This window comes from Micromonospora sp. WMMA1998 (assembly GCF_027497375.1).
Taxonomy (GTDB): domain Bacteria; phylum Actinomycetota; class Actinomycetes; order Mycobacteriales; family Micromonosporaceae; genus Micromonospora; species Micromonospora sediminicola.
The window spans coordinates 5,469,259-5,481,802 of the sequence record NZ_CP114911.1; the positions used below are offsets into that span (position 1 = coordinate 5,469,259).

The window sequence follows — 12,544 nt, forward strand, 5'->3', positions numbered from 1 at the left end:
TCCCGATCGGGCGTACCGGCCGCCTGATCGAGCCTCCGGCACTGTGACAGACGTCACTGTCGCGTCACCGGGTGCGTCCGGGATCGTTCTTAGGCGTGGCCGCAGCGGTCTCCGCCGATGCGGCCCCGCCCGCCCGCGCTCCTACCCCGCACGTCGCACCGCAACCGCAACGCCCCGTGCCCCCTCACGAAGGCGACCGCCGTGCCCGTCACCCCTCCCGCCGGTCCGCGCCGGCTTCCGCCCCTGCCCGACCTCGCCGCGTCGCTCGGCGGCGCGCTCTTCCTCCTGGCGGGCACCGCCGGGCTCGTGCCCGGCCCCGCCGCCGTGGCGCTCGCCGTCGCCGGGGGCTCCGCCCTCGCCTGCGTGCGGCTCGCCTGGCTGGCCGGCGTCCCACCGACCCCGTTCCCGGGCGCCGCCCCGGCTCCGCGCCCACCCGCACCGGCGGCACGGGACCACGCGATCCCGCGTCCGGCTCCCGGGACGAGGCGCCCCGCGCCGGGGCCGGGCCGGTCCGGGACCGCCGATCAAGGACGGTCCGAGCCGACCGGGCGGCAGGCGCGCCGGGTGGCGCTGTCCCGGCGGGTGGCCGCGATCCTCGACGCCGCCGTCCTGGTCGCCGGGCTCACCGTGGCGGTGCTGCCGCTCAGCGATCCGGCGCACCGGCTACCGGTGGCGCTGGTCGGTCTCGGTCTCACCGCGCCGCTGCACGCCGCCGCGTTGCTGCGGCTGCCCGGCCGGTCCCGGCTGCCCGGGCGGGAGCGGTTGCGCCGTGGCGTCGACGTGCTCGCCCTCACCGTCAGCCTGGTCTTCGCCGGCTGGATGGTGCTGCCGGTCGGTCCGGTGCCGGTGGCCGCACGGGTCGCCAGCGTCGGCGGCGCGGTGGCGCTGGCCGTGCTCGCGATGGCGGCGATGGCCGAGCGGCGTCGCCGGCCCGGCGCCGCGCGCTGCCACGCCGGCGCCGGTCTCACGCTCGCCGGGCTGTCGCTGCTGGTGGTGCTGTTGGCGTACGACGCCCCGGACCGGGCGATGTCGGCCGTCGGCCCGCCGCTGCTCGCCGGTGCGCTGCTGACCGCGGCCGGCGCCCGGCGTACGTCGGCGGGGGAGCGACCGCACCACGGCGTGGCGCCGGCCGCATGGCCCCGGCTCACCGCGCCGGCCGGCGTCGCGGCCCTGGCCGCCGGCGTGCACCTCGGCACGGCGGGGGAGTTCACGCCCGCCGCCATGGCGCTCGGGCTGGCGGTCATCCCGCCGATCATGGTGGGCGAGCTGCTCGCCGCCGCCGACCACCGCCGTCGGGTCGAGCGGCTCGCGGCCAGTGAGGCGTCGCTGCGGCGGCTCGTCGGCGCGGAGGCCGACCCCGCCGACTCCGCGCCGTTGACCCGGGCCGACCTGGTCCGGGTGCTGCCCCGGCGCAGTGGCGGCGCGCTGCTCGTGGTGGACCTGCACGGCGAGCACGCGACGGCGCCGGACGCGGCGGTGCTGGCCGAGGTGCGTCGGCGGCTCCGGGCCGGCTGCGGCCCGCACGACCTGGTCGCCCGCGTCGGCGACACCGAGTACGCCGTCCTCACCGATCTCGGTCCGGTGCTCGCGTACGCGCTGGGCACCCGGCTGCTGGCGGCGCTCGTGGAGCCGTATCCCCGGGCCGGGGGTGTGGTCCGACTGGCGGTGAGCGTGGGGTTGGCCGAGACCACCGGCGGCGAGCCGGAGGACGTGTTCCGTCAGGCCGGCCTGGCCCGGCGGCGGGCGGTACAGCTGGGTCGGGACCGGGTCGAGTGGTACGACGCCTACCTGGAGGAGCAGCTGGTCCGCCGGCTCGACCTGGAGCGGGAGCTGCCCGGCGCGGTGGCCCGGGGCGAACTGGACCTAGTCTACCAGCCGGTGGTGGCGCTGGCCGACCGGATGCCGGTGGGCATCGAGGCGCTGCTGCGCTGGCGCAGCCCGGCGTTGGGCACCGTGCTGCCGGCGGAGCTGCTGCCGGTGGCGGCCGACCTCGACCTGCTCGGCGAGGTCGGACGGTGGGTGGTGGACCGGGCCTGCCGGCAGCTGGCCGCCTGGTCGGAGGGGGGCCGGGAGCTGTGGATGGCGGTGAACGTGACCCCGCGTGAGCTGGCCGCGCCGGACTTCGTGGCCCGCGTCGCGACCGCGCTGGCCGCGTACGACGTGCCGCCGGAACGGCTGGTGGTGGAGGTGGCGGAGCCGGCGGTGGGCGCGGAGCTGTCCACGGTGGTGGCTCGGCTGGCCGGTCTCCGGTCGCTCGGGGTGCGCACCGCGCTGGACGACTTCCGCGCCGAGCACGCCTCGCTGGCCCAGCTCCGCCGGCTGCCGATCGACCTGCTCAAGGTCGGACCGCACCTGGTGGCTCCCGGCGCGGACGGGCAGCGCCCGCTGATCGACGTGGTGGCCAATCTCGGCGACCGGCTCGGCGTGGAGGTGGTGGTGGAGGGGCTGGAGTCGGACGGTCAGGTGGCCGGCGCGTGCCGGGCCGGATGCCGGTACGGGCAGGGTTTCGCGCTGGCCCGGCCGGCGACCGCGGAGCGGGTCGAGGCGTGGTTCGAGGAGTATCCGTCGGCGTCGCGGTGAGGCCCGGTGGGCGCAGAGCTGAACCGGTTCAGCGAGCGCGCGGCGGTGCGGTGCTGCCGCGCGGGGTGAGGTGGGCGGTCTCGTCCTGGAGTCCGCTCACCGGCTCCCCGGCGATCACGGCGAGGAGCTGCCGGGCGGCGTGCGACCCGTACGCCGGGATGTCCCGGCCCAGCGCGGTCAGCGGCGGGTGCACCAGTTGGCAGAGCGGGGAGTCGTCCCAGGCGACGATGGACAGGTCGCCGGGGACGGCGAGCCCCATCTCCTGGGCCACCGAGAGCCCGGCGATCGCCATCACGTCGTTGTCGTAGATCACCGCCGTCGGACGGCTGGCGGAGCTGAGCAGACGCCGGGTGGCCCGCGCCCCCTCCTCGCCGGTGTAGTCCGACCAGACCGTGCTCGCCTCGTCCAGCCCGAGCCGCCGGCACACGTCGGTGAACGCGTCGGTGCGGATCTCGGTGTGCAGCAGCGAGGGGAGGCCGCCGACCCGGGCGATCCGCCGGTGGCCGAGCGCGACCAGGTACTCCACGGTCTCGACCAGGGCCGCCGCGTCGTCCGACCAGACGCTGGCCAGGCTTCCGGTGTGCCCCGGGCCGCCGATCACCACGGCGGGCAGTTGCAGCTCCTCCAGCGCCGGCACCCGGCGGTCGTCGGTGCGCAGGTCGCAGACGAAGACGCCGTCCACCCGACGCTCGGCCCACCAGCGGCGGTAGACCGCGATCTCCGCCTCCTGGTCGGTCACCACCTGCAGGGTCAGCGCGTACGAGCGGGCCGACAGTTCGGCCTCGACGCCGCTGATCAGCTCCATGAAGAACGGCTCGATGCCGAGTATCCGGGCGGGCCGGCACAGCGCCAGCCCGACCGCCTTGGCGGTGGCGCCGGAGAGCGCCCGGGCGGCGCTGCTCGGACTGAACCCGATCTCGGCCGCGATCGCCAGGATGCGCTGGCGGGTCGCCTCGGAGACGCCGGGCTGCCCGTTGAGCGCGTACGACACCGCGCCCTTGGAGACCCCGGCACGTCGGGCGACGTCGGCGATGGTCGGCCGCTTCACCGCAGCGTCCTCCACTGTGTCCGGCCCTCGCGGGCGCTGTCGACCGCCGGGGTGGCCGGCGGCAAGTGACGCTACTGCACCGGGCCCGCCGGCCGGTCGGCGCGGCGGACCTTCACGACTGAACCGCACAGTTCGTCACTTGTGCGGTTCAGCGTACGGCCACCCCCACCCCTGTCCGCCACCCCCTGCGCTCACAAAACTGCTCCGGAAAGCGCTCCACCACGCATGGTCGCGCTCCCATCCGCCGCCGAAGGTTACGGGACGGCCTCGCTGTTAACCGGCCGTTGACAGTACCGGAGGTGAACCGTACGGTGGCCTCACTTATCCGGTTCAGTCAACGTCTCTCGATCTCGGGAGCGTTCCCATTCGGCGCGGAGGATGACATGAAACGGTCCTGGACGCACTGGGCGCGCACGGCCGCCGTCGGTGCCGTCAGCCTGGTCATGGTCGCCGCCTGCAGCGGCAGGAGCACCACCGGCGGCTCGGACGCGGCCGACGGTCAGGTCACGTTGAAGATCAATTTCTGGGGCGACTTCGGCCTGCAGGACCTCAAGACCAAGTACGAGGCCGAGCACCCGAACGTCAAGATCCAGCTCAACTCGGGCGAGTACAACGCCCAGCACGAGGACCTGCAGAAGAAGCTCGTCGCCGGCAACGGCGCGCCGGACATCGCGGCGATCGACGAGGGCTTCATGGTCCAGTTCCGCAGCCAGTCCGACAAGTTCGTCAACCTGCTGGACAAGGGCGCCGGCTCCTACGAGAGCAAGTACCTGCCCTGGAAGTGGAAGCAGTCGCTCTCGTCCGATGGCAAGACGCAGATCGGCCTCGGCACCGACGTCGGCGGCCTGGCCATGTGCTACCGCACCGACCTGTTCAAGGCCGCCGGCCTGCCCACCGACCGCGACCAGGTCTCCGCGCTCTGGCCCACCTGGGACAAGTTCCTGGAGGTCGGCCAGCAGTACACCGGCAAGACCAAGAAGAAGTTCATCGACGCCGGCACCAACCTGTTCAACCCGATCCTCGGCCAGCAGCAGGTCGGCTTCTACAACGACCAGGAGCAGCTCCAGATGGAGCAGGGCCCGAAGGTCGCCTTCGACTACACGGTCAAGGCCGTCGACTCCGGGCTCTCGGCCAACCTGGTCAGCTTCCAGGCCGACTGGGACAAGGGCTTCACCAGCGGCGCGTTCGCGGTGCTCGCCTGCCCGGCCTGGATGCTCGGCCACATCAAGGACACCGCGCCCGGCACCCAGGGCAAGTGGGACATCGCCGCGGTGCCCGGCGGCGGCGGCAACTGGGGCGGCTCGTTCCTGACCATCCCCAAGCAGGGCAAGAACGTCGACGAGGCGTACAAGCTGCTGGAGTGGCTGGTCGCGCCGGAGCAGCAGATCGAGATCTTCAAGAAGGTCGGCAACCTGCCGTCGCAGCCGGCGCTCTACGCCGACCCGGCGATCGCCGACTTCAAGAACCCGTTCTTCAACAACGCCCCGGTCGGCCAGATCTTCCCGAAGATGGCGCAGGGCCTCACCCCGCAGTACCTGGGCAAGAAGAACGGCCCGACCCGGGTCGCGGTGGAGAACGTCATCCGCCGGGTGGAGAACAAGTCGTTGAAGCCGGACGCCGCCTGGAACGAGGCGGTCAAGGAGGCCGACAAGGCCGCCAAGTCCTGACGCACCACCGGTGCCGGAGCGGAACCCGACCGCTCCGGCACCGCCGTACCCGTCCACCCTCCTCGGCTCTGGAGTGATCCGATGTCCAGCACCCGTGCCGCGCCCGCGCCGCCGAGCCGCCGACCCGCGCCGGAGCGCGGCCGCCCCGGGGCCGACGAGCGGCGGCTGACCTGGCGCAACCGGCTGTACCGCTTCGACATGCGCTACATGCCGTACCTGATGATCGCGCCGTTCTTCCTGCTCTTCATCGTGTTCGGGCTGTTCCCGCTGCTGTTCAACGCGGTGGTCTCGCTGCGCAACTACCGGCTCGACGACCCGACGCTGCCCTACTGGGCGGGCTTCGAGAACTTCAGCCGGCTCGTCGCCGACGAGGACTTCTGGAACGCCCTCTACAACACCTTCGGCATCTTCCTGCTCTCCACCGTGCCGCAGCTGCTGCTCGCCCTGCTGGTCGCCTCGCTGCTCAACCGGCAGCTGCGGGCGCAGACCTGGTGGCGGGTGGGCGTGCTGCTGCCGTACGTGACCCCGATCGTCGCCTCGACCATGGTGTTCAGCGTCTTCTTCTCCCGCGACTTCGGCATGGCGAACTGGGTCCTCGGCCTGCTGGGCATCGGTGGCGCCGACGACCCGATCGACTGGCGGGCCGACAAGCTGCACGCCTGGATCGCCATCGCCACCATGGTCAACTGGAAGTGGATCGGCTACAACGCGCTGCTCTACCTGGCCGCCATGCAGTCCATCCCGCGCGACGTCTACGAGGCCGCCGCGATCGACGGCGCCGGCCAGTGGAAGCAGCTCTGGCGGATCACCGTGCCGATGATCCAGCCGGTGGTCCTGTTCACCGTGATCCTCTCCACCATCGGCGGCCTCCAGCTCTTCACCGAGCCGATGCTGTTCGACCCGAACGCCCAGGCCGCCACCGGCGGGCCGAACGGTGAGTGGCAGACCATCGCCCAGCTCATCTACAAGGTCGGCTGGAAGGACCTCAACCTCGGCTACGCCGCGGCCATGTCCTGGGCCCTGTTCCTGATCATCCTGGTCGTCGCCGGGGTCAACTACCTGCTGACGAACCGACTCTCCGGAGGGCGCAAATGAGTGCCGTCGCCTCCCCGCCGGTCCGCCGCAAGCGGCGCGCCATGGCCCGGGCGCCGCAGGACACCCCGGCCGGGCTCTGGACCTACCTGCTCCTCGCGGTCAGCATGCTGTTCGCCGCGTTCCCGCTCTACTGGATGTTCGTCATCGCCACCAGCAACGACGAGGCGCTGGCCAAGCTCCCCCCGGCGATCGTTCCGGGTGACCGGTTCCTGACCAACGTCGACGAGGTCTTCTCCCTCCAGGACGTCTACTTCGCCGCGTCGCTGGTCAACAGCGTCATCGTCTCGACCGTGGTGACCGCCTCGGTGCTGTTCTTCTGTTCGCTGGCTGGGTTCGCCTTCGCCAAGCTGCGGTTCAAGGGCAGCAACGCGCTGATGCTCTTCGTGGTGCTGACGCTCACTGTGCCGAACCAGCTCGGCATCGTGGCGCTCTACATCGTGATGGGCAAGCTCGGCTGGAACGGGACCCTGCTCGCGGTCATCGCGCCCGGCCTGGTCACCGCGTTCGGCGTGTTCTACATGCGGCAGTTCATCGTCAACACCGTCCCGGACGAGCTGGTCGAGTCGGCCCGGGTCGACGGCGCCACGACCATGCGGGTGTACGCCATGATCGTGCTGCCCGCGATCCGCCCGGCCCTGGCGGTGCTCGGCCTGCTCACGTTCGTGGCCACCTGGAACGACTTCCAGTGGCCGCTGATCACGCTCAGCGGCACCGACTTCCCCACCTCGATGGTCGCGGTCTCCGACCTGGCCAGCGGCAATTACGTGATCTACCGGCGGGTGCTGGCCGGCGCGTTCATCGCCACCATCCCCCTGCTGCTCATGCTGTTCATCGGTGGACGCCAGATCGTCCGCGGAATCATGGAAGGCGCGGTGAAGTCGTGAGCCGTCCCACGCTGCTGCACGAGGGCTGGACGTTGCGAGCCCTGCCCGGCCCGCAGGTGCCGTCGGAGATCGCCGGGGTCGCGGTGCCGGCGACCGTGCCCGGGTGCGTGCACACCGACCTGCTCGCCGCCGGCCTCATCCCCGACCCGTACCTCGACGACAACGAGAACCGGCTCACCTGGATCGGACGCACCGACTGGGTCTACCAGACCACGTTCCACCACGCGCCCGGCGGCGACGACCGGGCCGACCTGGTCTGCACCGGCCTGGACACGGTCGCGACGGTCACGCTCAACGGTGTCGAGGTCGGGCGCACCGAGAACCAGCACCGCTCCTACCGGTTCGACGTCCGGTCGCTGCTGCGGCCCGGCGACAACACCCTCGCCGTACGCTTCGACTCGCCGTACCGCTACGCCGAGGCCCACCGGGACCGGCTCGGCGACCGGCCGAACGCGTACCCGGAGCCGTTCCACTTCATCCGCAAGACTGCCTGCAACTTCGGCTGGGACTGGGGACCGACGGTGGTCACCGCGGGCATCTGGCAGCAGATCGGCCTGCACGCCTGGTCTACCGCCCGGCTGGCGACCGTCCGGCCGCTGGTCACCGTCGACGGCGGCGTCGGCCGGGTGGAGCTGCACGTCGAGGTGGAACGGGCCCGCGACGAGCCGCTGACCGTGCACGCCGGCGTCGCCGGTGTCGCCGCCGAGGTGGCGGTGCCGGCGGGGGAGCGGGCCGCCGTGCTCACCCTCACCGTCGACGACCCCGCGCTGTGGTGGCCGGTCGGGTACGGCGACCAGCCGCTGCACGACCTCGACGTGACCCTGCGGGCGGCCGACGGCCGGGACCTGGACGCCGTGTCCCGCCGGATCGGCTTCCGCTCGGTGCGCCTGGACACCACGCCCGACGCGCACGGCACCCCGTTCACGCTGCACGTCAACGACGTGCCGATCTTCGTCAAGGGGGTCAACTGGATCCCCGACGACGCGTTTCCCAACCGGGTCACCCGGGCCCGGCTGGCGCAGCGGTTCGACCAGGCCCTCGGGGCCAACGTCAACCTGCTGCGGATCTGGGGCGGCGGCCGCTACGAGTCGGACGACTTCTACGAGCTGGCCGACGAGGCCGGCCTGCTGGTGCAGCAGGACTTCCTGTTCGCCTGCGCGGCGTACCCGGAGGAGGAGCCGTTCCGCACCGAGGTCGAGGCGGAGGCGCGGGAACAGGTGACCCGGCTCGCCGGCCACCCGTCGCTGGTGCTCTGGACCGGCAACAACGAGAACATCTGGGGCTGGCACGACTGGGACTGGCAGGAGCCGCTCGCCGGGCGCACCTGGGGGCGCGGCTACTACCTGGAGCTGCTGCCCACGATCGTCGGCGAGCTGGACCCGACCGTCCCGTACTGGCCGGGCAGCCCCTGGTCCGGCAGCGACGACATCCACCCCAACGACCCCGCGCACGGCACGATGCACATCTGGGACGTCTGGAACGACGACGACTACACCAAGTACCGCGAGTACGTGCCGCGCTTCGTCGCCGAGTTCGGCTACCAGGCCCCGCCCGCGTACGCGACGCTGCGCCGGTCCATCTCCGACGAGCCGCTGGCGCACGACTCACCGGGCATGGCCCACCACCAGAAGGCGGCCGACGGGGACCGGAAGCTCCAGCGCGGGCTCGACGCCCACCTGCCGCCGCCCGCCGACTTCGACGACTGGCACTACTACACCCAGCTCAACCAGGCCCGCGCCATCCAACTCGGCGTCGAGCACTTCCGCTCGCACCGGCCGGTCTGCACCGGCACCATCGTGTGGCAGCTCAACGACTGCTGGCCGGTCACGTCCTGGGCCGCCGTCGACGGCGACGGCCGCCGCAAACCCCTGTGGTACGCGCTGCGCCGCGCCTACGCCGACCGGCTGCTCACCGTGCAGCCGCGCGACGGTGGGCTGGCGCTGGTGGCGGTGAACGAGACCGGGCAGGCGTGGACCGCACCGGCCACGGTCACCCGGCTCACCCTGGCCGGGGAGCCGAGGGCGAAGACCTCGGTCGACGTCGACGTCCCGGCGTACTCCTCGGTGGTGCTGCCGCTGCCGGCGGAGCTGGCGCGGCCGGACGAGGCGCGCCGCGAGCTGCTGGTCGCGGAGGCCGGTGACACCGCGGAGCGGGCGCTGTGGTTCTTCGCCGAGGACCGCGACGTCGAGTGGCCGGCGGCGGACTGGGACGCGACGGTCGAGCCGGCGGACGGCGGACGGCGGGTCCGGGTCACCGCGCGGACGGTGCTGCGCGACCTGACGCTGTTCCCCGACCGGCTGGACCCGTCCGCGCAGGCCGACCAGGCGCTGGTGACGCTGCTGCCCGGGGAGTCGGCGGTCTTCACGGTGCGGGCGGACGCGCCGCTGGACGCCGACGCGCTTGCCGCGCGCCCGGTGCTGCGCTGCGTCAACGACCTGCTCTGAGGCGGTCACCCCCGTCGCCGTCGATTTGAAGATTTATGCAAGTGCTAAAGTCTTCAAAGTCGTCGGAGGGGTGAGCCGTGTCGGTGCCGCTGTACCAGGCCAAGGCGGAGCTGTTCCGTACGCTCGGGCACCCGGTGCGTATCCGGGTGCTCGAGCTGCTCCAGGACGGGCCGAAGCCGGTCCGCGACCTGCTGGCCGCCATCGACGTGGAGGCGTCCAACCTCTCCCAGCAGCTCGCCGTGCTGCGCCGCGCCGGCATGGTCACCTCGTACCGGGACGGTCCGCTGGTGATGTACGCGCTCAGCACCCCCGACGTGGCCGACCTGCTCGCCGCCGGGCGGCGCATCCTCGGCGCGGTCCTCACCGACCGGGACGCCCTGCTGGACGAACTCCGGGCCTCGGGGACGGGCCGGTGAGCGGGACGGCCCTTCGTGCCGGTGACCTCGTACGGCAGGCGGGTCGGCTGTTCGGCGGGCTGCTGCCCGGCCGGACCGATTGGGCGGCCGTGCGCCGCTCGCCCCGGCGTGACCTGCTCGCCGGGCTCACCGTCGCCGTGGTGGCGCTGCCGCTGGCGCTGGCCTTCGGCGTCACCTCCGGGCTCGGCGCGCAGGCCGGTCTGGTCACCGCCGTCGTCGCCGGAGCGGTCGCGGCGGTCTTCGGCGGCTCCAACCTCCAGGTTTCCGGCCCCACCGGGGCGATGACTGTCGTGCTGGTGCCGGTGGTGCAGCAGTTCGGCGCCGGTGGCGTGCTGATGGTCGGCGCGCTGGCCGGGCTGATCCTGATCGCGCTCGCGCTGGCCCGCCTCGGCCGGTACGTGCGCTACCTGCCGGCCCCGGTGATCGAGGGCTTCACCGCCGGCATCGCCGTGGTGATCGCGCTGCAACAGGTGCCGGCCGCGCTCGGCGTCACCGGCGCGCACGGAGAGAAGGTGTGGGCGGTGGCCGCCGACGCGGTCGCCCGGTTCGCCGCGCAGCCCCGGCCCGCCGCGATCGCCGTGGCGCTCGGCGTGGCGGCGCTGATGCTGCTCGGCGGCCGGTGGCGGCCCGCCGTGCCGTTCTCCCTGGTCGGGGTGGCCGCCGCGACGGTCCTCGCCGGGCTGGCCCCGATCGACCTGGCCCGGATCGGCGAGCTGCCGCACGGACTGCCCACGCCGTCACTGGACTTCGTGGACCTCGGGGCGCTGGGCATCCTGCTGCCGAGTGCCCTGGCGGTGGCCGCGCTCGCCGCCCTGGAGAGCCTGCTCTCCGCCACGGTGGCGGACGGCATGACCGTCGGCGAGCGGCACGACCCGGACCGGGAATTGTTCGGCCAGGGCCTGGCCAACCTCGCCTCCCCGGTCTTCGGCGGCATCCCGGCGACCGCCGCCATCGCCCGTACGGCGGTGAACGTGCGCGCCGGTGCGTCCTCGAAGCTCGCCGCGCTCACCCACGCGGTCGCCCTCGCCGCGATCGTGCTCGCCGCCGCTCCGCTGGTCGGCCGCATCCCGCTGGCCGCGCTGGCCGGGGTGCTGCTCGCCACCACGGTCCGGATGGTGGAGGCGGCCTCCCTGCTGGCGCTGATGCGGGCCACCCGGGCCGACGCGGTGGTGCTGGTGCTGACGTTCGCCGTCACGGTGATCTGGGACCTGGTGACCGCTGTGGTCGTCGGGCTCGCCGTGGCGGTCGTCCTCGCGCTGCGTGCGGTGGCCCGCAGCGCCAGGCTGGAACAGGTACCGCTGGACACCGGCGAGCACAGCGCCGAGGAGCATGCGCTGCTCGCCGAGCACATCGTCGCGTACCGGCTGGACGGGCCGCTCTTCTTCGCCGCCGCGCACACGTTCCTGCTGGAACTGGCCGAGGTGGCCGACGTGCGGGTGGTGATCCTGCGGATGTCCCGCGTCTCCACCATCGACGCGACCGGCGCCCAGGTGCTCGGCGACGCCGTCGCCCGGCTGCGCGCCCGGGGGATCACGGTGCTGCTCTCCGGCATCACCCCGGGCCACGACCAGGTGCTCAGCGCACTCGGTGTCGCCGACGAGCTGCGCCGCGAGGGCCTGGTGTTCCCGGACACCCCGGCCGCCATCCGGTACGCCCGGGGCGTCGCCCTCGCCGCGAGCCCGGCCTAGGCGTCCGTCCCGTCGAGCGCCCGCCGGCGCACCCCGAAGACGATCAGGTAGCCGAGGATCCAGAACTCTCCCACCGTGGCGGGAACAACCAGCAGGGCACCGGCGATGTCGGCGCCCGGGGCGAGGTACGCGACGAACGTCATGAGCACGTAGCCGACGCCGCCGGCGACGAGGACCCAGCCCAGCGGCCGGGGCAGCCAGCCTGACCGGAGCACGCACCAGCCCATCGGCACCAGCCAGAGACCGAAGAAGAGCCCGCCCACCTCCCACAGGTTCCCGCTGACCAGGTAGAGCAACTGGACGGTGCCGGCGTCGCCCGGCCCGCCGGTCGCGGCCTGGAGAGCCGTCGCGAGGACGGCGGCGCTGCCGAGGATCGCGACGGCGTTGACGAGCCCGAACGCGGCGATGCTGCCCGCGGCGGTACCGTCGACAGTGCGGAAAAGCCGGTAGAACCAGACGGCGGTGAGCGTCTGGGTGAGGACGACCAGCAGTTCGAGCACGATGCCGGCGCGTGCCAGCGACTCGTGGGCCACCAGGTTGGCCAGCGTCGTGCCCGCGTCGTCGGCGTCGAAGATCATGGGCCGGACGGTGAGGAACCCCAGCGCGCCGGTGGCGGCCAGGCCGAGGTAGAACAGCCCGGTCGCGCGGGCGGTGCGGATCAGCTGGTGCATGGCGGCTCCTCGGGGATGGTCGACGTGCCGTGACTGAGTGGCCTTACGTCG

9 protein-coding genes are annotated in these 12,544 nt (G+C 73.0%); 7 read left to right on the forward strand and 2 right to left on the reverse strand.

The genetic code is table 11. The features are described 5' to 3' along the window. The first annotated feature begins 201 nt into the window (after positions 1-201). A complete protein-coding gene (locus O7600_RS25455) occupies positions 202-2,580 on the forward strand; it encodes a bifunctional diguanylate cyclase/phosphodiesterase (protein ID WP_281590990.1) in 2,379 nt (792 codons plus the stop codon). A 28-nt stretch (positions 2,581-2,608) separates the two neighbouring features. On the opposite strand, the gene O7600_RS25460 is transcribed toward O7600_RS25455, so the two are convergent. After that, positions 2,609-3,628, reverse strand: coding sequence for a LacI family DNA-binding transcriptional regulator (locus O7600_RS25460; RefSeq protein WP_281590991.1), 1,020 nt, complete (start codon positions 3,626-3,628; stop codon positions 2,609-2,611). 383 nt (positions 3,629-4,011) lie between these two features. Here O7600_RS25460 and O7600_RS25465 point away from each other — a divergent pair, with 383 nt between their 5' ends. The 6 genes from O7600_RS25465 (at position 4,012) to O7600_RS25490 (ending at position 11,822) form a co-directional block, all read left to right on the forward strand. Further along, positions 4,012-5,295 (forward strand): extracellular solute-binding protein, encoded by a 1,284-nt coding sequence (locus tag O7600_RS25465; protein ID WP_281590992.1) that lies wholly within the window; start codon positions 4,012-4,014, stop codon positions 5,293-5,295. Between the two features lie 81 nt (positions 5,296-5,376). Then, entirely contained in the window at positions 5,377-6,390 is a 1,014-nt protein-coding gene (locus O7600_RS25470; protein WP_281590993.1) for a sugar ABC transporter permease, read from the forward strand. Positions 6,391-6,431: 41 nt separating this feature from the next. Further along, positions 6,432-7,274 carry a carbohydrate ABC transporter permease gene (locus tag O7600_RS25475; RefSeq protein ID WP_281594266.1) on the forward strand — a complete coding sequence of 281 codons (843 nt, stop codon included), beginning with the start codon at positions 6,432-6,434 and terminating at the stop codon, positions 7,272-7,274. Next, on the forward strand, positions 7,271-9,718 hold the full coding sequence (locus tag O7600_RS25480) for a glycoside hydrolase family 2 protein (RefSeq protein WP_281590994.1): 2,448 nt from the start codon (positions 7,271-7,273) through the stop codon (positions 9,716-9,718). The genes O7600_RS25475 and O7600_RS25480 overlap by 4 nt, the downstream gene beginning before the upstream one ends. Before the next feature lie 77 nt (positions 9,719-9,795). After that, a complete protein-coding gene (locus O7600_RS25485) occupies positions 9,796-10,134 on the forward strand; it encodes a metalloregulator ArsR/SmtB family transcription factor (protein WP_281590995.1) in 339 nt (112 codons plus the stop codon). Beyond that, positions 10,131-11,822 (forward strand): SulP family inorganic anion transporter, encoded by a 1,692-nt coding sequence (locus O7600_RS25490; protein WP_281590996.1) that lies wholly within the window; start codon positions 10,131-10,133, stop codon positions 11,820-11,822. The genes O7600_RS25485 and O7600_RS25490 overlap by 4 nt, the downstream gene beginning before the upstream one ends. Here the strand turns inward: O7600_RS25490 and O7600_RS25495 are convergent. Next, positions 11,819-12,493 (reverse strand): DUF4386 domain-containing protein, encoded by a 675-nt coding sequence (locus O7600_RS25495; RefSeq protein ID WP_281590997.1) that lies wholly within the window; start codon positions 12,491-12,493, stop codon positions 11,819-11,821. The two genes, O7600_RS25490 and O7600_RS25495, sit on opposite strands and share 4 nt — an antisense overlap. Positions 12,494-12,544: the final 51 nt, after the last annotated feature.